Origin of the sequence: Modicisalibacter xianhensis (genome assembly GCF_900113605.1) — a bacterium.
GTDB classification, from domain to species: domain Bacteria; phylum Pseudomonadota; class Gammaproteobacteria; order Pseudomonadales; family Halomonadaceae; genus Modicisalibacter; species Modicisalibacter xianhensis.
On sequence record NZ_FOPY01000008.1, the window covers coordinates 199,778 to 220,963 of the forward strand.

The 21,186-nt window shown below is 59.2% G+C and carries 23 protein-coding genes; 4 read left to right on the forward strand and 19 right to left on the reverse strand.

Features of this window, described 5'->3' with window-relative positions:
• From tolA to BM194_RS11680, 10 genes are all read right to left on the reverse strand, one after another.
• Window positions 1-578: cell envelope integrity protein TolA (gene tolA, locus BM194_RS20925; protein ID WP_244890951.1), on the reverse strand; the 578-nt coding region annotated here is incomplete at its 3' end.
• 9 nt (window positions 579-587) lie between these two features.
• A complete protein-coding gene (gene tolR / locus BM194_RS11640) occupies window positions 588-1,028 on the reverse strand; it encodes a protein TolR (protein WP_092846909.1) in 441 nt (146 codons plus the stop codon).
• A gap of 17 nt (window positions 1,029-1,045) precedes the next feature.
• A complete protein-coding gene (gene tolQ / locus BM194_RS11645) occupies window positions 1,046-1,732 on the reverse strand; it encodes a protein TolQ (RefSeq protein ID WP_092846911.1) in 687 nt (228 codons plus the stop codon).
• Between the two features lie 24 nt (window positions 1,733-1,756).
• The gene (gene ybgC / locus BM194_RS11650) at window positions 1,757-2,155 is read right to left on the reverse strand and encodes a tol-pal system-associated acyl-CoA thioesterase (RefSeq protein WP_244890948.1); all 399 of its coding nucleotides are present in this window, start codon (window positions 2,153-2,155) and stop codon (window positions 1,757-1,759) included.
• On the reverse strand, window positions 2,155-3,192 hold the full coding sequence (ruvB, locus tag BM194_RS11655) for a Holliday junction branch migration DNA helicase RuvB (protein ID WP_092846913.1): 1,038 nt from the start codon (window positions 3,190-3,192) through the stop codon (window positions 2,155-2,157). Before ruvB ends, ybgC begins: the two co-directional genes overlap by 1 nt.
• A 9-nt stretch (window positions 3,193-3,201) precedes the next feature.
• A complete protein-coding gene (gene ruvA / locus BM194_RS11660) occupies window positions 3,202-3,810 on the reverse strand; it encodes a Holliday junction branch migration protein RuvA (RefSeq protein WP_092846915.1) in 609 nt (202 codons plus the stop codon).
• Between the two features lie 85 nt (window positions 3,811-3,895).
• Window positions 3,896-4,435 carry a crossover junction endodeoxyribonuclease RuvC gene (gene ruvC, locus BM194_RS11665; RefSeq protein ID WP_092846917.1) on the reverse strand — a complete coding sequence of 180 codons (540 nt, stop codon included), beginning with the start codon at window positions 4,433-4,435 and terminating at the stop codon, window positions 3,896-3,898.
• Between the two features lie 33 nt (window positions 4,436-4,468).
• Window positions 4,469-5,218, reverse strand: a complete 750-nt coding sequence (locus BM194_RS11670) for a YebC/PmpR family DNA-binding transcriptional regulator (protein ID WP_092846919.1) — start codon at window positions 5,216-5,218, stop codon at window positions 4,469-4,471.
• 89 nt (window positions 5,219-5,307) lie between these two features.
• Window positions 5,308-7,089 (reverse strand): aspartate--tRNA ligase, encoded by a 1,782-nt coding sequence (gene aspS, locus BM194_RS11675; RefSeq protein ID WP_092846921.1) that lies wholly within the window; start codon window positions 7,087-7,089, stop codon window positions 5,308-5,310.
• 59 nt (window positions 7,090-7,148) lie between these two features.
• Window positions 7,149-7,412 carry an FmdB family zinc ribbon protein gene (locus BM194_RS11680; protein ID WP_092846923.1) on the reverse strand — a complete coding sequence of 88 codons (264 nt, stop codon included), beginning with the start codon at window positions 7,410-7,412 and terminating at the stop codon, window positions 7,149-7,151.
• A gap of 186 nt (window positions 7,413-7,598) precedes the next feature.
• Between BM194_RS11680 and BM194_RS11685 the strand changes: the two genes are divergently transcribed.
• The 3 genes from BM194_RS11685 to BM194_RS11695 all read left to right on the forward strand — a co-directional run bounded on the left by BM194_RS11685 (window position 7,599) and on the right by BM194_RS11695 (window position 10,615).
• Window positions 7,599-8,537, forward strand: a complete 939-nt coding sequence (locus BM194_RS11685) for a D-2-hydroxyacid dehydrogenase (RefSeq protein WP_092846925.1) — start codon at window positions 7,599-7,601, stop codon at window positions 8,535-8,537.
• A gap of 144 nt (window positions 8,538-8,681) precedes the next feature.
• Window positions 8,682-9,602, forward strand: coding sequence for a ribokinase (locus BM194_RS11690; protein WP_092846927.1), 921 nt, complete (start codon window positions 8,682-8,684; stop codon window positions 9,600-9,602).
• A 71-nt stretch (window positions 9,603-9,673) separates the two neighbouring features.
• Window positions 9,674-10,615, forward strand: a complete 942-nt coding sequence (locus tag BM194_RS11695) for a nucleoside hydrolase (RefSeq protein WP_092846929.1) — start codon at window positions 9,674-9,676, stop codon at window positions 10,613-10,615.
• A gap of 4 nt (window positions 10,616-10,619) precedes the next feature.
• Here BM194_RS11695 and BM194_RS11700 read toward each other — a convergent pair whose 3' ends face one another.
• Both BM194_RS11700 and BM194_RS11705 read right to left on the reverse strand, forming a co-directional pair.
• Window positions 10,620-10,892 (reverse strand): acylphosphatase, encoded by a 273-nt coding sequence (locus BM194_RS11700; RefSeq protein WP_092846931.1) that lies wholly within the window; start codon window positions 10,890-10,892, stop codon window positions 10,620-10,622.
• Window positions 10,893-10,987: 95 nt separating this feature from the next.
• Entirely contained in the window at window positions 10,988-11,914 is a 927-nt protein-coding gene (locus tag BM194_RS11705; RefSeq protein ID WP_092846933.1) for a YihY/virulence factor BrkB family protein, read from the reverse strand.
• 172 nt (window positions 11,915-12,086) lie between these two features.
• On the opposite strand from BM194_RS11705, the gene BM194_RS11710 reads away from it, so the two are divergent.
• Window positions 12,087-13,163 (forward strand): bifunctional nicotinamide-nucleotide adenylyltransferase/Nudix hydroxylase, encoded by a 1,077-nt coding sequence (locus tag BM194_RS11710; RefSeq protein WP_092846935.1) that lies wholly within the window; start codon window positions 12,087-12,089, stop codon window positions 13,161-13,163.
• 64 nt (window positions 13,164-13,227) lie between these two features.
• Here BM194_RS11710 and BM194_RS11715 read toward each other — a convergent pair whose 3' ends face one another.
• The 7 genes from BM194_RS11715 to livH all read right to left on the reverse strand — a co-directional run bounded on the left by BM194_RS11715 (window position 13,228) and on the right by livH (window position 21,180).
• Window positions 13,228-14,145 carry a LysR substrate-binding domain-containing protein gene (locus BM194_RS11715; RefSeq protein ID WP_092846937.1) on the reverse strand — a complete coding sequence of 306 codons (918 nt, stop codon included), beginning with the start codon at window positions 14,143-14,145 and terminating at the stop codon, window positions 13,228-13,230.
• A 134-nt stretch (window positions 14,146-14,279) separates the two neighbouring features.
• On the reverse strand, window positions 14,280-15,698 hold the full coding sequence (gene cls / locus BM194_RS11720; protein WP_092846939.1) for a cardiolipin synthase: 1,419 nt from the start codon (window positions 15,696-15,698) through the stop codon (window positions 14,280-14,282).
• 113 nt (window positions 15,699-15,811) lie between these two features.
• A complete protein-coding gene (locus BM194_RS11725) occupies window positions 15,812-17,317 on the reverse strand; it encodes a fumarate hydratase (protein ID WP_092846941.1) in 1,506 nt (501 codons plus the stop codon).
• A 215-nt stretch (window positions 17,318-17,532) separates the two neighbouring features.
• On the reverse strand, window positions 17,533-18,234 hold the full coding sequence (locus BM194_RS11730; protein ID WP_092847028.1) for an ABC transporter ATP-binding protein: 702 nt from the start codon (window positions 18,232-18,234) through the stop codon (window positions 17,533-17,535).
• A gap of 9 nt (window positions 18,235-18,243) precedes the next feature.
• A complete protein-coding gene (livG, locus tag BM194_RS11735; protein ID WP_092846943.1) occupies window positions 18,244-19,014 on the reverse strand; it encodes a high-affinity branched-chain amino acid ABC transporter ATP-binding protein LivG in 771 nt (256 codons plus the stop codon).
• A complete protein-coding gene (locus BM194_RS11740; RefSeq protein WP_092846945.1) occupies window positions 19,007-20,260 on the reverse strand; it encodes a high-affinity branched-chain amino acid ABC transporter permease LivM in 1,254 nt (417 codons plus the stop codon). The genes livG and BM194_RS11740 overlap by 8 nt, the downstream gene beginning before the upstream one ends.
• Complete coding sequence (gene livH, locus BM194_RS11745; protein WP_092846947.1) at window positions 20,260-21,180, reverse strand: high-affinity branched-chain amino acid ABC transporter permease LivH; 921 nt, start codon at window positions 21,178-21,180, stop codon at window positions 20,260-20,262. Before livH ends, BM194_RS11740 begins: the two co-directional genes overlap by 1 nt.
• Window positions 21,181-21,186 lie beyond the last annotated feature (6 nt).

Here is a 21,186-nt window from a genome sequence, read left to right on the forward strand (position 1 = left end):
GCCTTGCGCTTGGCTTCTTCCTCGGCCTTGCGCTTGGCTTCTGCCTCAGCCTTGCGCTTGGCTTCTTCCTCGGCCTTGCGCCTTGCTTCTTCCTGGCGTTGACGCTCTGCCTGCTGGCTTGCCTCCTCCTGACGACGTTGCTCCGCTTGCTCTTCTCGCAACTGCGCCTGCCTGGCGGCCTCTTCGGCCCGGCGCTCGGCTTCGGCCTTGGCCTGCTTCAATGCCTCTTCCCGCGCCTGTTGCTCGGCCTCGCGGCGTGCCAGCGCTTCAGCCTCGGCCTGTTGTCGTGCAGCCTCCTCGGCTTCTGACTGGCGTTGCCGTTCCTGCTCCTGCTCCTGCTCCTGGGCCTGCTCGGCCTCTTGATTGGCAGCAGCCCGTGCCTGGGCTTCCTTGGCGCGTTGAGCCTGGTCGGTTGCCGTTTCAGTGGTGACCAGCGTTGCCTGCACGACAGCCGAGGAACTGGGGTCTGCATCGGTATCCGGCCAACGCAAGGCAGTTACCAACAGCACCAGGACATGCACGCCAATGGCAAGCAGCGTGGGCAGGCCATAGCCGACTCTGCGTTCTTCTTTAGCCATCGCGTCTACTCAGCTTTCACCAGGGGGCGGCTCGGAAATCAGACCGACGTTGGGCACGCCGGCAACCTGTAAAGTGCTCATCAAGGTCACGATCTGACCGTAAGGCACGTTACGGTCGCCGCGCACCAGAACGGGGGTTTCTGGGCGGCGCTGCAGAATGATGATGATCTTGTCGCTGATCTCGTCGAGCGAGACAGGCGTCTCCTCGTCACCCAGCGAGATGAAGTACTGCCCTTCCTTATCGACGGATACGATGATCGGCTCACGATCTTCAATGTCCTCGATGGGTTCGGAAGTCACTTGCGGCAAGTCGACCTGCACCCCTTGGGTCAGCATCGGTGCCGTGATCATGAAAATGACCAGCAACACCAGCATCACGTCAATGAATGGAACGACGTTGATTTCGCCCATAGGTTTGCGTCGCGGCCCGCGATTGAATGGACCCAGCATCGTACGGCTCCCCTTGATCAGGCGACTTCGCGCTCACGTCCCTGCAGATTGCGGTGCAGGATGGAGTGAAATTCTTCGGCAAAGTCCTCGTACTGGCCAAGCACTCGGTTGGAACTCGCCGAGAGGCGGTTGTAGAAAATGACCGCGGGGATGGCGGCGAACAGACCCATGGCGGTGGCAATCAAGGCCTCGGCAATCCAGGGAGCCACAGTGGATAGCGTGGCCTGCTGTGCCATCGACAGGCTCTGGAACGATCCCATGATTCCCCAGACCGTGCCGAACAGACCGATGTAGGGGCTCGCGGAGGCCACAGTCGCGAGGAATATCAAGTGCAGGTTGAGCCGCTCTTCTTCCCGGGACCAGGCCACACGCATGGCACGCTGAACGCCATCCAGAATGGCCTGCGAGTTGCGGGTCTTGGTCATCAAGCGATTGAACTCGCGAAACCCGGCACGAAAGATATGCTCGGCCCCGACGACTTCCTGCTCAGGCGGCTTTTCACGATAGAGTTCGTTCAGGTCGACCCCCGACCAGAACTTGTCCTCGAATGCACGATGCGCCTTCTTGGCACGTCGTAGCACGATACTGCGCTGAAATATCACGACCCAGGAAGCAATGGAACCGGCCAATAACAAAAGCATGACCAGTTGCACCACAAGGCTGGCGTTCATGATCAGATGAGGAATGGACATGGAGTCGTTCACGGGTGTCCTCGTAGTAATACAGAATTATCCATTCAGGACCTCGGCCAGAGCCGATGGCCACCGTACCGGGCGAAGCCGCGTTGCGTCCACACAGGCGATATGGACGTCCGCTTCGCACAAGGGTTCCCCGCGAGCCATTACCCGCTGGTGAAACGCGAGCCGACAGGCGGAACGCTCGACGACCTGAGCACTAACCTGCAGTTCGTCATCGAGCCGGGCGGGCTTGGCATAGCGGCACGACAGATGATGCACGACCAACTGGACTCCCCTGTCCAGCAATTCTTTCTGGGTCAAGCCATACTGTCTTAGCCACTCGGTGCGGGCCCGCTCCATGTATTTGAGATAATTGACGTAATAGACAATGCCGCCGGCATCGGTATCTTCGATGTACACGCGAACCGGCATGCAGAACGGTGCCGCCATCAACGAAGCTCCTCACCTGCGGCATCCGGCACACTGTCTTTTGCGGCCAGCCCGAAGTGCAGATAGGCTTGGCGGGTCACCATGCGACCGCGCGCCGTGCGCAGCATGAATCCTTGCTGAATCAGATAGGGCTCGATGACATCCTCGATGGTATCGCGTTCCTCGCTGATGGCTGCCGCCAGGGAATCCACGCCTACCGGCCCACCATCGAACTTTTCGATCATGGCGAGCAACAGCCGTCGATCCATGTGGTCCAGCCCATGCTTGTCGACGTGCAGCATGTTCAGCGCCAAGTCGGCGATCTCTTTCGTCAAGCGTCCATCGCCACGCACCTCGGCATAATCGCGTACACGCCGCAGCAGACGATTGGCAATACGCGGCGTGCCGCGTGCGCGGCGGGCCACTTCTGCAGCACCGCCAGTCTGTGACTCGATCCCCAGCAAACGTGCCGAGCGGGCCACGATTTCCGTGAGCTCCTCGATATCGTAGAACTCGAGCCGCTGTACGATACCGAAACGATCCCGGAGCGGTGAAGTCAACAAACCGGCGCGAGTGGTCGCCCCAACCAGGGTGAATTTGGGGAGGTCGAGCTTGATCGAGCGCGCTGCCGGTCCTTCACCGATCATGATATCCAGTTGAAAGTCTTCCATCGCCGGGTAAAGGACTTCCTCGACAGCCGCCGGAAGACGATGAATCTCGTCAATAAACAGCACGTCGCCAGGCTGGAGATTGGTCAGCATGGCGGCCAAGTCCCCGGCACGCTCGAGCACCGGCCCGGAGGTGGACTTGATGGAGACGCCCATTTCCTCGGCAATGATGTTGGCCAGGGTCGTCTTGCCCAGACCGGGCGGGCCGAATACTAGAGTGTGATCAAGGCTGTCGCCTCGCTGGCGCGCCGCCGAAATGAAGATATCGAGCTGTTCGCGGACCCTCGGCTGCCCGATATAGTCGGCCAAGCGCTGGGGGCGAATGGCGTGGTCTGCACGAATCTCCCCCACTTGGGGATCGGCAGCGATCAGACGGTCACTTTCGATCATGGTTACCGTTTATCCTGCCAGCTTGCGGCTGAGCGCCGTCTTGATGAGTGCCTCGGTGGACAGGCCGGCCTCCAATCCAGAAAGCATGCGAGTCGCCTCGGCTGGCTTGTAGCCCAGACTGACCAGTGCCGCTTCGGCATCAGCCAGCGGGTCGCTGGCCGCAGCCGAGGCACCCGACTGCAACGAGGCCAACTCTCCCTGCTGGTCGGCACTCCAATGCGGGAAACGGTCCCGCATTTCGACGACGAGACGCTCCGCTGTCTTCTTGCCGACCCCCGGGAGTCGGGTCAGGGCCTTGATGTCATTGTCCATGACACAACGAATGAACTGATCCTGCTCCATGCCGGAAAGGATGGCTAGCGCAAGCTTGGGGCCGACACCATTGACCTTGATCAGTGCCCGGAACAGGGCTCGCTCCGGCTCCTTGTAGAATCCATAGAGCAGGTGGGCATCCTCACGAATGCTGAGATGAGTGAACAGCTGTACGGTCTCCCCGAGGCCGGGCAATGCCAGTAGCGTGTTCATGGAAGCTTCAAGCTCGTAGCCGACCCCTCCCACATCCACGACCAGCCAGGGAGGGTGCTTCTCGATCAGGGTGCCTCGCAGGCGTCCAATCATGCCTACCAATCCTTCAAATGACTGATGCCACTATACTTGCCGTCTGCTTGACTGACTAGCGCTGCGTGAACAGTGTTCACTTAAATCAGGATGGACGAAAGTCCCGCCAACTCTGCCCTGTGCCGCGCCGGCGTCCGCCAAAGCTGCCTTTCTGGACCAGTCCCATGCGGGCATGACCGTGGGTCAATGCGATGGCGAGCGCATCGGCAGCATCTACCTGCGGCGTATCGCTGAGGCCGAGCACCGCCGTTATCATATGCTGCACCTGCTGCTTGTCCGCCGCCCCCGTTCCGGTCACGGCCTGCTTGACCTGACGCGGACCATACTCGAACACAGGAAGACCGTGGTTGGCGGCACAGACGATGGCAGTGCCGCGCGCCTGGCCCAGCTTCAATGCCGAATCGGCATTACGCGACATGAACACTTGTTCAATCGCGAATTCGGCAGGACGGTACATGGCAATCAGCTCCGACACACCGGCATAGACCTGAGCCAGTTTCTGTGCCAGATCATCGCTGCGGATACGTATACAGCCACTGGCGACATAACGCGGCCTGGCGAGAGCCAGATCGAGAACGCCATAACCGGTAATTCGCGATCCGGGGTCGATTCCCAGCACGATCATCGCACCGCCTCCGCGTCCAGACAGCGCAGTCGGTCAGTCAAGCTCGGCAAGAATTCGTTCATCGAAGTCAGCATTGGAGTAGACGTTCTGTACGTCATCGAGATCTTCCAGCATGTCGACCAGCTTGATGATCTTCTTCGCGGTATCGACATCCGTAATCGGTGAGTAGGTCTCCGGAAACATTCCCACTTCACTGCCGTGTGGCTCCAGTTCCGCTGCTACCAGAGCATCCTTGACGGCTCCGAACTCCTTGGGATTGGTGACGACATCGACAGTACCGTCGTCACTGGTCAGGACATCTTCGGCGCCGGCTTCCAGTGCCGCCTCCATAATGTCTTCTTCGGGACTTTCCGGCGGGAAGCTCATGCGTCCCTGCTTGCTGAACAGAAATGCCACCGAGCCCGACGTACCCAGGTTGCCTCCATGTTTGTTGAACGCATGACGAACTTCGGAAACTGTACGGTTACGGTTATCGGTCATGCACTCGACAAGGATCGCTACACCATCGGGCCCGTACCCTTCATAGGTCAGTTCTTCCATGTCATCGGCATCATTGTTGCCGGCGCCACGGTCGATGGCTCGCTGAATCGTGTCCTTGGTCATGTTGTTGGCCAGCGCCTTGTCGATAGCGGCACGTAGACGTGGATTATCGACAGGCTCGCCGCCCCCCTGACGGGCGGCGACGGTCAACTCGCGAATCAACTTGGTGAATATCTTGCCCTTCTTGGCGTCCTGGGCGGCTTTACGGTGCTTGATGTTCGCCCACTTGCTGTGGCCGGCCATGAGCAGTTCCCCCTTGACGGTATCAAGCCGGCACCCTGATACAGGATGCCGGCTCGGCATGTGAAACGACGTTGAGCCCGGCGAAGAAATTATTCTTCGTCGGTCGCCACCTTGGCCTTCTGGCGCAGGCGAATGTTGAGATCTTTGAGCTGGTCCGGGCTGACTTCGCCAGGCGCATCGGTCATGAGATCCGCAGCACTCTGGGTCTTCGGGAAAGCAATGACCTCGCGAATGGTCTTGGCTCCGGTCATCAGCATGACAAGACGGTCGAGACCGAACGCCAGGCCGCCATGTGGCGGAGCGCCATATTGCAAGGCATCGAGCAGGAAGCCGAACTTCTCGTCGGCCTCTTCGGCGCCGATACCCAGCACCTCGAAGACAGTGCGCTGCATGGTTTGATCGTGAATACGAATCGACCCCCCACCCAGCTCGGTCCCGTTCAATACCATATCGTAGGCGCGAGACAATGCATCGGCCGGATCGGCCTTGAGCTGTTCGGGCGTGCATGATGGCGCAGTGAACGGATGATGCAGTGCAGAGAGGCGCCCGGCATCGTCGGCTTCGAACATCGGGAAGTCGACGACCCACAACGGTGCCCATGCCTGGGTATACAGTTCGAGATCACTGCCCAGCTTGACGCGCAGCGCACCCAGCGCCTCGTTGACGATGCGTGCCTTATCGGCACCAAAGAAGATGATGTCCCCATCTTCCGCACCGACACGATCCAGCAGCGTCTCGACGATGCCATCCATGAACTTGACGATGGGCGACTGAAGCCCCTCGATGCCCTTGGCACGCTCGTTGACCTTGATCCACGCCAGCCCCTTGGCACCGTAGATGCCGACGAACCGGGTGTAATCGTCGATTTCCTTGCGGGTCAACTTGGCACCGCCACTGACCTTGAGCGCAGCGACACGGCCGTCGTCGGCATTGGCCGGTCCGGAGAAGACTTTGAAGTCGACGTCTTTCATCAGATCATCGACATCCACCAGCTCCAGGGGAATCCGCAGATCCGGCTTGTCGGAACCATAACGCTGCATGGCTTCGGCGTACGGCATGCGCGGAAACTCAGGCAGCTCGACGTCGAGGACGTCGACGAACAACTGGCGGATCATGCGCTCGGTAATGGCCATGATGTCGTTTTCGTCGACGAACGAGGCCTCAAGGTCGATCTGCGTGAACTCGGGCTGGCGATCGGCACGCAGGTCCTCGTCGCGGAAACACTTGGCGATCTGGTAGTAACGATCGAAGCCGGACACCATCAGCAGTTGCTTGAAGAGCTGAGGGGATTGCGGAAGCGCAAAGAAATGCCCTGGGTGCGTACGGCTTGGCACCAGGTAATCGCGCGCGCCTTCCGGCGTGGCTCGAGTCAGGATCGGGGTCTCGATATCCAGAAACCCTTCCCCTTCGAGGTAGGCACGCACGCTGTGCGAAATGCGTGAGCGCAGGCGTAACTTGTCGATCATTTCCGGGCGACGCAGGTCGATATAGCGATGCTTCAAGCGCACCTCTTCACCGACCTTGCCATGCTCGTCGAGCTGGAACGGGGGTGTTGCCGCCGTGTTCAAGACCTCGACCTGCTTGGCCAACACCTCGATAAGCCCTGTCGGCATGTTGGGATTCTGGGTCCCTTCGGGACGCAGCCTGACCCGGCCACGGATGCGCAGCACATACTCGTTACGTGCACGGTCAGCGGTCGCGAACGCATCCGGGGTGTCGGGATCGACGACGACCTGGGCGATGCCATCGCGATCGCGCAAGTCGAGAAAGATTACGCCCCCATGGTCACGACGGCGATGCACCCATCCACACAGCGTGACCTCTTCATCCACCTGGGTTTCGTTCAGCTGGCCGCAATAATGGCTGCGCATGTCAAATCCTGTTCAGTTGCTTTCGTGTGGGTCCTGCCGGCTGGCCGCCGGCAGGAACGTCAGGCGGTTGCCTTGCTTTCCGTGCTCGTTGCACTCGACGCAGCTTTGTCGCCGCTTTCCCCGGCAAGGTTCTTCTTTCCGCCTGATTTGAAATCTGTCTCGTACCAGCCGCCTCCGGCCAGACGAAAACCGGCAGCGGAAATCAACCGTGCCAGTTGCGACGTTTCGCAGGCTGGACAGTCCGTCAATGGCGCGGCGCTGACCTTCTGCAACTTTTCCAGACGATGGCCACAGGCCTTGCACTCATATTCGTAGATGGGCATGGTTCTTATCACTCTGTGACATGACAACGACCGCAGGCGTAGCACGCATGCGGTGGAAGCAATATGCGGCCAGTCGACGCGCTTTCCAAGCCTGCCTTGGAAGCCGCATATTATAGCGTGTTGCCGCCCCCGACGGGCAAGGCCGCGCCAACAATGACAGCCGAATCCGCCAAGGAGTGTACCCTGATGAAAGCCGTGATACTGGATGCTGCCACGCTGGGAGACGATATCGACCTCTCGCCTCTACGTGCCGAAGTGGATGAGTTGCAGATCCATTCTCTGACGATGCCGGAAGAATGCCGAGAGCGCTTGCTGGATGCTGATATCGTCTTGGTCAACAAGGTCGTCCTGAATGAAGCGCTTCTGGCTGATCTGCCACGCCTCAAACTGATCTGTGTACTGGCAACAGGTACCAATAATATCGACATGGCTGCTGCCGAGCGACTGGGTATCACGGTTCGCAACGTCACGGCCTACGGGACCGAGAGTGTGGCGCAACACACTCTGATGCTGATTCTGGCACTGGCCAATCGTCTCCCTCTCTATCAGCGCGACGTAGCCGCAGGACAATGGGGGAAAAGCCCCTTCTTTTGCCTGCTCAGCCATCGTACCCTGCAACTTTCCGGCAAACGGCTGGTAATCGTGGGTAGTGGCGTGCTGGGTAACGCTGTTGCCCGCCTTGCCGGTGCATTTGGCATGGAGATTGCCTTCGCCGCGCGCCCGGGCAATGAAGAAGCCGATGAACGCCCCTCGCTGAAGGAATTGATCGCAACTGCAGACGTGCTCAGTCTGCACTGCCCTCTGACCGAGGCTACACATCACCTCATCGATGACACTCTTCTGAACGACATGAAGCGTGATGCTTTGCTGGTCAACTGCGCACGCGGCAATGTCATTGACGAAATCGCGGCACTGGAAGCACTGCGGAACGGAAAAATTGGCGGACTGGGTGTCGACGTGCTGCCCCAGGAGCCACCTCGCCAGGGCCATGCCTTGATCGATGCCTTGGGCGAGCCATTAAACCTTATCGTGACACCCCACAGCGCCTGGATAAGCCCTGAAGCGAGGCAGAATGTCATTGCATTGACGGTTGAAAATATCCGTTCGTGGAAACCAGTGAGTTAAATTATTCTAGTGTTGGAAATACTAGATAACGGTATATCTGGTATCAGGCTGGCCCTTGCAACGCAGGCTTTTGATTACAATACTCGAAACAGGCCAAGGCATACCGCAAGATAAACATCAGGCGCAGACCCGTCAGGAAAACGCATGCTCTACAATTATGGATCGGTGAACATCGACCATGTCTACCGTGTACCTCACCTCGTCAGGCCAGGCGAGACACTTTCGAGTCATGGCTACCGTCAGGTCCTCGGGGGCAAAGGCGCCAACCAGTCCTTGGCTATCGCCCGCGCTGGCGGCAAGGTCGTGCACTGGGGACGCCTGGGCCAAGGCGATCGCTGGGCCCTCGAGACCCTTTCCTCGGCGGGCGTGAACATCTCGCACATCGAATTGACAGCCGATGCCAGCGGCCACGCTATCATCCAGGTCGATGATCATGGTGAGAACGCGATCATCATTCACCCTGGAGCAAATCATGGATTCACTGACGCACAACAGCGTGCTCTCGCTTCCTCCGTGGTAACGGACGACTGGCTCCTACTGCAGAACGAGTGCAATGCCTTGGGCAAGATGATGACCCTCGCAGCGGATCGCAGCATGCGCATTGCCTTCAACCCCGCCCCGATGAATGCCGGTGTATTGCGCCTGCCGCTCGAAGCCTGCCAGCTGCTGTTTCTCAACCGTGGAGAAGCCGCCGCCCTGGTCGGCCAGGATGATCACGCCTCGGCCCAGGTGCTGGTCGAAGCGTTACGTGCCCGCCTCCCCCTGGTAGAGATCGTACTCACCCTCGGTAGCGAGGGTGTCTGCTATGTACATGGCGAGACACAGTACCGGCTATCCGCGCATCACGTTACACCCAAGGACACTACAGCAGCGGGTGATACATTTATCGGCTATTTCATGGCAGCCAGGCAAAACGATGCCGACCTTATCGAGGCTTTGCGCCTGGCGAGTGCTGCAGCAGCACTGTGCGTACAGCGTGAGGGAGCTGCACCCAGCATTCCAGTGCTCAGTGAAGTTCTCGATGTCACCAGAGACTGGCCTGAACTGGAACTCTTGACGTCCTGATCACTGGCTGGATGACGGTGATCCCTCAACGGGCCTGGCCCGATCATTACATTTGCACAAGGAAGCCCATCATGCCGACACCGATCATTTTCGATACCGATCCCGGCGTCGACGATGCCCAGGCCATCGCCATTGCCCTGGCCCATCCCGATATCGAGCTTCTCGGGCTGACGACGACCTACGGTAACGTGGATATCGAGACGGCGACCCATAACGCCCTGCTGCTTTCCGAACTGGCACAGCAGGAGATTCCCGTCGCGCAAGGCGCCGCAGCACCGCTGGTCAAGCCCAAGCATCCAGCACCGGCCCACATTCATGGCGCCAACGGCCTGGGCAATATCGAACTTCCCGCTGTGCGCGGCAAGGCACTGGACATGAGTGCCGCCGAATTCATCGTCAGCCAGGTAAATGCCCGCCCCAACGAAATCACGCTGGTCGCCGTCGGTCCTGTCGGCAACCTGGCCGCAGCACTACAGCTCGATCCGGGCATCATCGACAAGGTGAAGCAAGTCGTCATCATGGGGGGCTCCATCCGCGAAGGCGGCAATGTGACGCCTGTCGCAGAGGCCAACATGTTCAATGACCCGCATGCTGCCTCACGCGTATTGACCGCGGGGTGGCCACTGACCTTGGTCGGACTCGATGCCACTCATCGTTGCGTGTTGAGCCCTGCTGACATGGATAAAATCGCCGGGGCGCAGGGAAAACTTGGCCAGGTACTTGCCGGCAGCTACCGCTTCTACAGCGATTTCTATCGCGGCGCACTAGGTATCGATGGGTGCTGTCCGCACGATAGTTGTGCTCTCGCCTGGCTCATGAAGCCCGAACTGTTCACGACAGCGCGTGGCCACCTGACAGTTGCCACTGAAGGGTACGCTGAAGGGCAGACCATTTTCGCGCCTGAGGGCCGCCCCTTCCTGGGGGAGCACTGGTCCAGCACGCCTGCGGTCGAGGTTTGCCTCAATGCCAATGGCGAGGCGGTCGTTTCATGGATGCTCGAGGTGCTCGGCTAAAAGCTCATGACGTCACAAAGGTATCGTAATTCCGCCATTCGGTGCCTTCCAGCTCCACATGGGTCACCTTGGCGTTGGGTGGCCCATTCCAAAGCCATTTGACCACCGCGTTGACTGCCTCGCCTTCACCGCACAGAACGACCTCTACACTTCCGTCCGGCAGGTTGCTGGCGTAGCCAGTCACGCCGGCGCTTAACGCCTGTTCCTGGGTCGCCCGACGATAGAACACCCCTTGAACCTTACCGGATACTAGCGCCCGGACACAGCATTTGCTCATGGTCCGCTTCCCTTCCATGCATGAAATGCTTACGTTTTAGCACCTGCTGCCCCTCAACCCAAGCGCTTGTCCTTCTGAATAACCAGGCATCCTGATCATTTCGGCGAAGCGTTCTGGTCACGATCAAGCATTTGACGTTGAACGCGAACCGCCGTGTTTCGAGGGACGATGATTCGCCCCTTGGCTTCAAGGTGGGTCCGTGTCAGCGCAGCACCGAACAACAGTATCAATGATGAGTAGTAGACCCATAGAAGGATCAACACCACCGAGCCTGCTGCCCCATAAGTCGATGCCGTGGCCGTGTAGGCCAGATACGCCGCGATACCGTAGCGACCAATGGAAAATAGCACGGCAGTGACGATGGAGCCGATGACCACGTCTCGCCAACCAATGACCACATCAGGCAGTATCTTGAACAGGGCGGCAAAGAAGGCAGCGATCATCAGCAGCGAGAGCAGGGCCTCGGCGCTGCTCAACAGGGCTTCACCGGCAGGTAGCCAATTACCGGCAAATACGAAAAAGGCTCGCAGGACCACACCCAGAACCAGTGACACCAACAGCACGAACCCGATAGCCAGTACGACAGCCAAGGAGAGCAGGCGCGACTTCATGAAGGTAATGAAGCTGTTCCTGTCAGGGTTGGGTGTGACACCCCAGATCGAATTCAAGGAATACTGCATTTGAGCGAATACCGTGGTAGCACCTACCAACAGCGCGCCGATGCCGAAGAGGGTCGGTAGCAACCCCGAGGTTTCGATACGCGACTGGATGACTGCCTGCTCGACGGCCTGGGCGGCGCCAGGGCCGATCGCATCCTGCAACTGCGCTACAAGTTCACCCTGAGCCGCCTCCTCGCCGAACACCACGCCAATGACTGTCACGGCGATGATTACTGTCGGTGCCAAGGAAAAAAGCGTATAGAAAGCCAGAGAGCCGGCGTAACTGAACGCGTTATGCTCCAACCAGAGCTGGACAGCATTGAGGACGATGCGGTACCAGTTCAGCGCCATTTTCTTGACCATTCGCCCTCCTGCGCGTGGATTTCGTTTTCAGCTTAACCAAGTGATCTTCGTCACGGAATGTGAGCGAAATCCGATATATGACTCTGCCCGCTTCCTTGAAGCGCAGCAACCCTGCGCCCATAATGTCGCCCCATGCCCCACCTTGGCGTGACAACCCCGGCCCGACGCTCCTATGTCTGACAATAGCCTCGATTTCGATTGCCTGGTCTTTATTGGCCGTTTCCAGCCGCCTCACCTGGGGCATTTGGCAGTCATACACGACGCTCTCAAACGAGCACGCCAAGTCATTGTGCTGATCGGCTCTGCATGGCAGGCGCGGTCGTTGCGCAACCCGTGGCGCTTCGAAGAACGTCGGGACATGCTGCGCAGCTGCTTCGATGACACGGACAATCAACGGCTCGAGATCGAACCCCTGCTGGACGCTCTCTACAATGATGACGTCTGGGTACGCGATGTTCAGCGTAAGGTCCGTGACATTGCCCGCCCCAGCCAGGGCAAACTGCCCCGCATCGGGCTGATCGGCGCAAGTCGAGGGCAGTCGAGTTATTACCTGAGTCTTTTCCCGCAGTGGGAATCTGTCAGCGTACCACTGGTCGATGGCATCTCGGCCAGCCAGATTCGCGAGCGGCTATTTCATTCCAGCGCATCTGCGGCAGACTACCTGGCCACCGGCGCCGAGCATGACCTGCCTCCCAAGGTTCATCAGACACTGGAGGCATTCCACCGGACCTCGGCCGGAAGGCAGTTGCTGGAAGAGCAGGACCTGGTCGAGCAGTATCGTAGGGCATGGGCACAGGCACCCTATCCACCCATTTTCGTGACCGTCAATGCCGTTGTCGTCCAGTCGGGGCACGTGCTGCTCGTCAAACGTAGAGCCGCGCCGGGAAAAGGCCTGCTTGCCTTGCCTGGAGGATTTATCAATCCCCATGAGCGTTTGCTGGATGCCTGCCTGCGAGAATTGCGTGAACGAATCCGCCTGAAAGTCCCCGAGCCGGTACTCAAGGGCTCCCTGCGCGAACGGCGTCTGTTCGACGAGCCCCACCGCAGTTGGCGAGGCCGATCGCTTGCCGAAGCTTTCTACTTCGCACTACGGCCCGAACAGCAACTGCCCCGGTTGAAGCCGGTCAAGGGCGGCGACACGGCACAATGGGTAGCCTTGGCAGATCTGGAGCCCGAGACGCTGTTCGAAGACCACTTTTTCATTATCCAGAACTTCCTGGGTCTGCCGGCAGGCTGGGCCACGCCCTGACAGGAAGCTAGCCAATGTATGGCAACATCCAAGCGGGAAGCACGGAAAGCCGAACAAATGCCAGTCAGGCCTGCAGGAAATCCCTGGGTAGCTTCATCATCTGGCGCCACAAGCGTTCCACTCCAGGCTTGTGAACCAGCGAGCATCGGTACAGGCGCACCTCGAGCGGAATATCCCATTGGGCATCCCCGGCGCGTACCAGCCGTCCGCCGTTCAGTTCTTCACGGATACAGAAGTCGGGAATCCACGCCATCCCCACGCCCTGCAATGCCATCCCTTTCAGCCCTTCTGCCATCGCAGTCTCGTAGACCGTTTTCAAACGCAGGCGCAAGGGATCGTTCTTGAGCATCATGCGCACACTGCGTCCGAGAAAAGCCCCTTGGGTATAGGAGAGAAAAGGAATCGAGTCGCCACCCGACAGTGGAAAGCAAGGCAAACCATCGGCATCCGGCAGACAGACCGGGATCATCTTGGCATTGCCAATCGAGAACGAGGGAAACACTTCAGCATCGAGTTGCATGGTGGCATACGGATCGTGATATCCAAGCATCAGATCACAGTTGCCCTCACGCAGCACATGGATGGCATCGCCTACATTCATTGCCACCAGGCGTGTAGGCAACTCACCGACGCCTTTCTGCAGCCGGGAAATCCAGCGTGGATAGAAGGCCAGCGCCAGTGAATGCGCCGCGACGATATCCAGCGCCTCGTTGGCCATCGACAAGCCACGCAGGTGACCGAGGCACTCGTTGAGCTGTTCGACAAGATTGCGAGCCGTCACCAGAAAGAGCTGTCCTTCAGGTGTCAGCCCGACCGGTGTTGTGGATCGATCGACAAGCGTTTTGCCTACCGCTTGCTCCAGGGAGCGAATCCGGCGACTGAATGCCGGCTGGGTGACATGGCGCTGACGCGCCGAGGCGGAAAAACTGCGCGTATTGGCCAGGGCGACGAAATCCTCCAGCCATTTGGTTTCAAGATTCACCGCGACTCCGGTACGTCAGTTGTCAGCCGGATCCACATGCGCCGGCAGAGAAAACAGGAGTTTACCTTTCCTGCCACCCCACCACCACGGGGATGTCGGGATTCATGAAAAGCATGCCGCGACATAGATGATGGCTACTGGACTGGCGCCATCAGGTAGGCGGCACGTGACACGAGCTTTCGCCATAGGGGGCGTCGTTCCAACTCCTCGAGCGTGACTTCGCGGCAATGCTCGAAATCGCGCTCCAGCATGGCTTCAACCTCATCGGCAAAGCCTCGATCGGGAATAAATGCCGTCAACTCGAAATTGAGTCGAAACGAGCGATTGTCCAGATTGACCGTACCCACAGCAGCACTGTGATCATCGATCAGCGTCACCTTTTGATGAAGGAAACCGGGTTGATAACGGTATATTTTGACCCCAGCACGCAACATATCCGGCAGGAACGAGAATGCTGACAGGAATACCAGCAAGTGATCGGGGCGTTCGGGGATCATGACGCGCACGTCGACGCCACGTAACGCCGCCAGGCGCAAGGCATCCTGCACGCCCTGGTCGGGCACGAAGTACGGGCTCGTGACCCAGAAACGGTGCTGCGCACTGTGAATGGAATGCTGAGTCAGCAGGCTGGCAGTCTCCTGGGGGTCAGCCGGTCCTGAAGGCACGATGACGACATTCTGGCATTCGGTGCAGGTAACTTCAGGCTTCCATGTCAGTGCCAGCACCTTGCCCGTAGCCCAGTACCAGTCCTCCCAGAATGCCTCCTGAAGGCCCAGCACACTGGGTCCCGACAGCTTGAGATGCGTATCGCGCCAAGGGCCATGACGTGGGTCCTCGCCAAGGTATTCCACGCCGGCATTGAGCCCCCCCGTCCATCCATACTGGCCATCCACGACCATCACCTTGCGGTGATTACGAAAATTGAGCTGGAAACGGTGCCGCAACCCTCGCGAGGAATTGAAGGCACTGACTTCGACACCGGCACGACGCAAGTCATCGAGATACCCATCGGTAAGTCCCCGGCAACCTATCTCATCAAACAGGAAATAGATGCGTACGCCACGCGCGGCCTGCCGCTCGAGACGATTCTTGAGCTCGATCCCCAGCCGGTCGCGTCGCACGATGAAGAACTGGATGAGAATATATTCCTTGGCTTCGGCGATGCCCTGAAACAGGCTGTCGAACGTCTCATCGCCATCGATCAGCAGTTCGGCGCGATTACCACTGGTCATTGGCATCATTGCCAAGCGCTCGACGGCACGCACATTGCCCCGCCGAGAATCCGCCAGATAAGGCGCAATCAGCGGACGGTAGCGCTCGAGTATTCGGCGCAGCGCAGTATCATGCTCGCCACGTGCCGATACATAGCCGTAGAAGCGCGGCCGGCCGAAGACCCAGTAAGCCGGCAAGGCAGCGTAGGGAAAGGTTACCAGCGAAATGATCCAGGCCACGGCGCCCTGAGACGTGCGGCTGGACATGAGTGCAAGGACGGCGGAGATTGCCCCCCCTAGATGGAAGAGAAAAACGCCAAGACCTACAAGCCAGGATGTCATTGCGGCTCCTTATGCAATGGCACACCAAGATACGCCGAAAGCGTCCAATTACCTAACGACACGGCCCCACCGAAGGCGGGGCCGCGACACCTGCTGCTCCGGAGCCTACCCTATCAGGCCCGTTCAGCGATAATCTCTTTCCACTTGGCGGGGCCAGTCTGGTGTACCGACTCGCCCCGGCTATCCACCGCCACGGTCACCGGCATATCCTCAATCTCGAATTCGTAGATCGCTTCCATACCCAAGTCCTCGAAGCCAACGACACGGGACTTCTTGATCGCCTGGGCAACGAGGTAGGCGGCACCACCGACTGCCATCAGGTAGACGGCCTCGTTGTCACGGATAGCTTCGATCGCCATCGGTCCACGCTCAGCCTTGCCGACCATGCCCAGCAGGCCAGTCTCTTCCAGCATGGTGCGGGTGAACTTGTCCATGCGCGTGGCTGTCGTCGGGCCGGCCGGACCGACGACTTCGTTACGCACGGGGTCTACCGGCCCGACGTAATAGATAAAGCGTCCCTTCATGCTCACGGGAAGCTCCTGTCCCTTGGCCAGCATGTCGACCATTCGCTTGTGTGCTGCATCGCGACCGGTCAACAGCTTGCCGGAGAGCAGGATGGTATCGCCAGGCTGCCAGGACTGAACATCTTCTGGCGTCACGTCATCCAGATTGACCCGGCGCACGTTATCCCCCACTTCCCAACTGATCTCCGGCCAGTCTTCGAGCTTGGGCGCCGGCAGATCGGCAGCGCCACTGCCATCCAGGGTGAAGTGCACGTGACGGGTCGCTGCACAATTGGGAATGATGGCGACCGGCTTGTTCGCGGCATGCGTCGGATAATCCTTGACCTTGATATCCAGCACCGTTGTCAGACCACCCAGGCCTTGGGCGCCAATGCCGCTCTTGTTGACCTTGTCGAACAACTCCAGACGCAGCTCTTCGGCACGGTTGCTTGCCCCACGTGATTGCAGCTCCTGAATATCGATAGGATCAAGCAGTGCTTCCTTGGCGATCTCCATGGCCTTTTCCGCCGTACCGCCGATACCGATACCCAGCATGCCGGGCGGACACCAACCGGCGCCCATCTTGGGCAACTGTTCGAGTACCCAGTCGACCACGCTGTCGGAGGGATTGAGCATGGCAAACTTGGACTTCGCCTCGCTGCCACCGCCCTTGGCGGCCACATGCACCTCGACCGTGTCACCGGGAACGATCTTGTGATGGATGATTGCCGGCGTGTTGTCCTTGGTATTCTGACGCTTGCCATCCGGATCGGCCAAGACCGAGGCACGCAATACATTGTCTGGAAGCTGGTAAGCCCGACGCACCCCTTCATTGATCATATCGTCGAGGCTCATTTCGGCCTCCCAACGCACATTCATGCCAACATGCACGAAAACGGTGACGATGCCAGTATCCTGGCAGATCGGACGATGGCCCATGGCACACATGCGGGAGTTGATCAGGATCTGCGCAATGGCGTCCTTTGCCGCCGGATTCTCCTCACGCTGATACGCTGCGTGCATCGCGTCGATGAAATCCTTGGGGTGGTAATAGGAAATGTACTGCAGGGCGTCGGCAACGCTCTGGATCAGATCATCCTGGCGGATCACGGTCATTTGACAAGAACTCCTGGCAGAAAACGAGACACGCGACATGGCCGGTCAGGCAGCCAATGGCGAGGTTCCAGTGGGCGCGGATTATACCTGACTGAAACATCGGCGGCAGGCTCTGCTGGGCTCTACCCTACTAAAATGCAAACAAGATAACGGTATAAGTGTCGGAACAATAAAAGGCGGAGCCCAGAAAAGGGGCTCCGCCCAGCCACGCTCCCTCAACCACCAAGATACGCGCGGCGCACCTCATCGTTGGCCAGTAGCGCCTTGCCGCTGTCCGCCAGCACGACGCGGCCATGCTCAAGCACATAACCGCGATCGGCTATCGACAAGGCACGATGGGCATTCTGTTCCACGAGAAAGATCGTCGTGCCCTCGTCGCGCAGCTTCTCGATGATTTCGAAGATCTGGGCAATGATGATCGGCGCCAGCCCCAGCGAAGGTTCGTCAAGCAACAACAGCCGAGGCCGGCTCATCAGAGCGCGCGCGATGGCGAGCATCTGCTGCTCGCCTCCCGACATGGTACCGCCACGCTGATGATAGCGCTCCTTGAGCCGGGGAAAGAGCGCCAGCACATAGTCGGTATCCCGGGCGATTTCCTGCTTGTCGCGATAATAACCGCCCATGGCAAGATTCTCTTCGACCGTCATGCCGGTGAAGATGCGCCGCCCTTCGGGCACGACCGCCAGACCGGAACGCATGATGCGCGACGTGGTCATGCCCTGGATTTCTTCATCTTCGAAGCGGATGGTGCCCGAGGTCGGCTTGGGGTCGCCGCAGATGGACATCAGCAATGTAGTCTTGCCCGCCCCGTTGGAACCCACCAGCGTCACGATTTCGCCACGATCAACGCTCAGGGAAACATCATCGAGCGCCTGTATCGGCCCGTAGTGTGTCGTCAGGTTGACGACATCCAGCATCGCCATACGCTACTCCTCCCCCAGGTAGGCTTTGATCACCTCAGGATTTCGGCGCACCTGTTCCGGAGTCCCATTGGCGAGGGGCTGGCCCTGATTGACCACGTAGATACGGTCGGAAATTCCCATGACGAGGCTCATGTCGTGTTCGATCAGCAGTACGGTAATGCCTTCTTCCTCCTTGAGCTGGACGATCAGGCGATCCAGGTCTCGCGTCTCGTTGGGGTTCAACCCGGCCGCCGGCTCGTCAAGCATCAACAACTTGGGCTGCGTCACCATGCAACGTGCAATTTCCAGGCGACGCTGCTGACCATAAGCCAGGTTGCCTGCCTCGCGGTTGGCGAACTCGATCAGCCCCACCCGCTCCAGCCAGTGGGCAGCGCGATCCATCAACTCGGCCTCGCGACGACGAAAGCCCCGTGTCAGAAACAAACCTTTAAGCAGGTTGCGCTCGGCCTGCATGTGCTGGGCCACCAGCAAGTTCTCGATGACGGTCATCTCCTTGAACAGGCGAACGTTCTGGAAGGTGCGCACCATACCCGCCCGGGCGATCTTGAAGCCAGGCAGGCGATGCATCGGCTTGCCCTCGAAGATGACTTCCCCCCCCGTGGGTCGGTAGAAGCCACTGATGCAGTTGAATACGGTCGTCTTGCCGGCACCGTTGGGGCCGATGATCGACACGACTTCACAGGGCGCCACATCCATGCTGACCCGATCGACTGCCAGCAGCCCACCAAAGCGCATGGAGAGCTCACGTACGGAAAGCAAAGGGGTATCAGCCACGTTTCAACTCCATCTGCGGACGCTTGAGCGGCAGCAGCCCCTGCGGGCGCCATACCATCATGAGCACCATGATCAAACCGAACAGCAGCATGCGGTACTCGTTGAACTCGCGGGCAATTTCTGGCAGCAGTGTCATGGCTACCGCCGCCAGGACGACTCCCAGTTGCGATCCCATCCCACCAAGCACGACGATCGCCAGCACGATGGCCGACTCGATGAAGGTGAACGACAGCGGGCTGATGAATCCCTGGCGTGCGGCAAAGATCGACCCGGCGATCCCGGCAAAGCTTGCGCCGATGGTGAACGCGGATAGCTTGACCCCCGTCGGGTTCAGGCCCAGCGAACGGCAGGCAATGTCGTCTTCGCGAAGCGCCTCCCAAGCCCTGCCAATCGGCATGCGCATCAGCCGATAGATGATGTAGGCCACCGCCAGTGCAAACAGCAGCGCCAGAATATAGAGATAGATCACCTTGTGGGTCGGATCGTAGGCGATGCCGAAGAACTCATGGAACGAGGTATACCCTTCATCGGCACGGCGAGCGAACTGCAGGTTGAACAGGGAAGGCTCGGGAATACGGGCAATGCCGTTGGGCCCACCGGTAATCTCGGTCAGGTTGTTGAGCAGGATGCGGATGATCTCGCCGAAGCCCAGCGTGACGATCGCCAGGTAGTCGCCACGCAGGCGCAGCACCGGAAAGCCTAGTAGATAGCCGAACAGCGCCGTCATGCCTCCGGCAATGGGCAACGCCTCCCAGAAGCTGAAACCGAAGTAGCTGTTCAGCAAGGCGTAAGTGTACGCGCCGACCGCATAGAACCCCACGTAACCAAGATCGAGCAGACCGGCCAGCCCCACCACCACGTTGAGTCCCAGCCCGAGCATCACGTAGATCAACGTCAGCGTCGCGATATCCACGGCACTGCGTTCGGCCATGAACGGAAACATCAGCAAGGCACCGATGGCCAGCGCGATCATGAGGCGGCGCTGGGCATGGTTCTCGAGAAAGGCGGGCAGACGGAAGCGCGAACCTTGCCGGGCGTTCTGACGAACCCGTTGTACACGATCCTTGACCAACTGGTAGGCGAACACTACTGCAGCCGCTGCGAACAAGCCCAGCCAGGTCAATGGGCCGTGCACGACGACAACCGTCTCGATCCCCTGTGACTGCAGTTGCACACCAAGCACGGAGGCGCCCAGCAGCAACGTCAGCCCGGCAGCGAAGAAAGCGGGAAGCAACTTGCCTTTCATCAGATCTTCTCCACTTCGGGTTTGCCGAGGATGCCCCATGGGCGGAACAACAGGATCAGAATCAACAGGCCAAACGAGACCACGTCGTTGTATTCAGTGGAGAGGTAGGCCCCTGTCAGTGCCTCGGCCACGCCCAGGATCAGGCCACCCAGAACGGCCCCGGGAATGCTCCCGATTCCTCCGAGCACCGCCGCGGTAAACGCCTTGAGACCGGCCAGAAAGCCAATGTAAGGGTTGACCACCCCGTAATACATGCCCAGCAACAATCCGGCCACGGCGGCCAGCGCGGCGCCAATGACGAACGTCATCGAGATGATCAGGTCAGTATTGATGCCCAGAAGATTGGCCATGCCGCGGTCCTGCGAACAGGCCCGGCAGGCCCTACCCAGGCGCGAGCGAGAGATGAACAGCGCCAGCACCGTCATGCTGAGCAGCGTGACGGCAAAGATGATGACCTGCATGTAGGAAAGGTTGACGGCGAAGCCATCGCCGCCGAACTGCCAGCCTCCCGGGATCAGGCTGGCGATGGCCTTGTCACGCGACCCTTGCGCCAGCAGGATATAATTTTGCAGGAAGATCGACATGCCGATGGCGGAAATCAGCGCGATCAGGCGCTTGGAGCCACGGACGGGGCGATAGGCTACCCGCTCGACAGCAAAGGCGTGGGCGCTGGCCACGATGACCGCGACCAGTAGGGCGGCCGCCATCAGGAACACGGTACTATCGATACCCAGCATCGACAGGCCGGCGATGACGATGAACACCACATAGGTCGAGATCATGTAGATCTCGCCGTGAGCAAAGTTGATCATGCCGATGATGCCATAGACCATGGTATAACCGATGGCAATCAGCGCGTAGGTGCTGCCTATGGTGAGGCCGTTGATCACCTGCTGAAGGAAGTAGAGAGAAGCTTCCATGAGGAA

Bases quoted from the DNA above. Each gene is read 5' to 3' on its own strand.
- ruvC (WP_092846917.1), bottom strand. From the start codon at position 4,435: ATGATCGTGCTGGGAATCGACCCCGGATCGCGAATTACCGGTTATGGC.
- tolR (WP_092846909.1), bottom strand. From the start codon at position 1,028: ATGCTGGGTCCATTCAATCGCGGGCCGCGACGCAAACCTATGGGCGAA.
- BM194_RS11705 (WP_092846933.1), bottom strand. From the start codon at position 11,914: ATGGTCAAGAAAATGGCGCTGAACTGGTACCGCATCGTCCTCAATGCT.
- ybgC (WP_244890948.1), bottom strand. From the start codon at position 2,155: ATGGCGGCACCGTTCTGCATGCCGGTTCGCGTGTACATCGAAGATACC.
- BM194_RS11695 (WP_092846929.1), top strand. From the start codon at position 9,674: ATGCCGACACCGATCATTTTCGATACCGATCCCGGCGTCGACGATGCC.
- ruvB (WP_092846913.1), bottom strand. From the start codon at position 3,192: ATGATCGAAAGTGACCGTCTGATCGCTGCCGATCCCCAAGTGGGGGAG.
- BM194_RS11725 (WP_092846941.1), bottom strand. From the start codon at position 17,317: ATGACCGTGATCCGCCAGGATGATCTGATCCAGAGCGTTGCCGACGCC.
- aspS (WP_092846921.1), bottom strand. From the start codon at position 7,089: ATGCGCAGCCATTATTGCGGCCAGCTGAACGAAACCCAGGTGGATGAA.
- BM194_RS11670 (WP_092846919.1), bottom strand. From the start codon at position 5,218: ATGGCCGGCCACAGCAAGTGGGCGAACATCAAGCACCGTAAAGCCGCC.
- BM194_RS11700 (WP_092846931.1), bottom strand. From the start codon at position 10,892: ATGAGCAAATGCTGTGTCCGGGCGCTAGTATCCGGTAAGGTTCAAGGG.
- BM194_RS11740 (WP_092846945.1), bottom strand. From the start codon at position 20,260: ATGAAAGGCAAGTTGCTTCCCGCTTTCTTCGCTGCCGGGCTGACGTTG.
- livH (WP_092846947.1), bottom strand. From the start codon at position 21,180: ATGGAAGCTTCTCTCTACTTCCTTCAGCAGGTGATCAACGGCCTCACC.
- ruvA (WP_092846915.1), bottom strand. From the start codon at position 3,810: ATGATTGGACGCCTGCGAGGCACCCTGATCGAGAAGCACCCTCCCTGG.
- BM194_RS11710 (WP_092846935.1), top strand. From the start codon at position 12,087: ATGTCTGACAATAGCCTCGATTTCGATTGCCTGGTCTTTATTGGCCGT.
- cls (WP_092846939.1), bottom strand. From the start codon at position 15,698: ATGACATCCTGGCTTGTAGGTCTTGGCGTTTTTCTCTTCCATCTAGGG.
- BM194_RS11685 (WP_092846925.1), top strand. From the start codon at position 7,599: ATGAAAGCCGTGATACTGGATGCTGCCACGCTGGGAGACGATATCGAC.
- BM194_RS11730 (WP_092847028.1), bottom strand. From the start codon at position 18,234: ATGCTGGATGTCGTCAACCTGACGACACACTACGGGCCGATACAGGCG.
- BM194_RS11680 (WP_092846923.1), bottom strand. From the start codon at position 7,412: ATGCCCATCTACGAATATGAGTGCAAGGCCTGTGGCCATCGTCTGGAA.
- BM194_RS11690 (WP_092846927.1), top strand. From the start codon at position 8,682: ATGCTCTACAATTATGGATCGGTGAACATCGACCATGTCTACCGTGTA.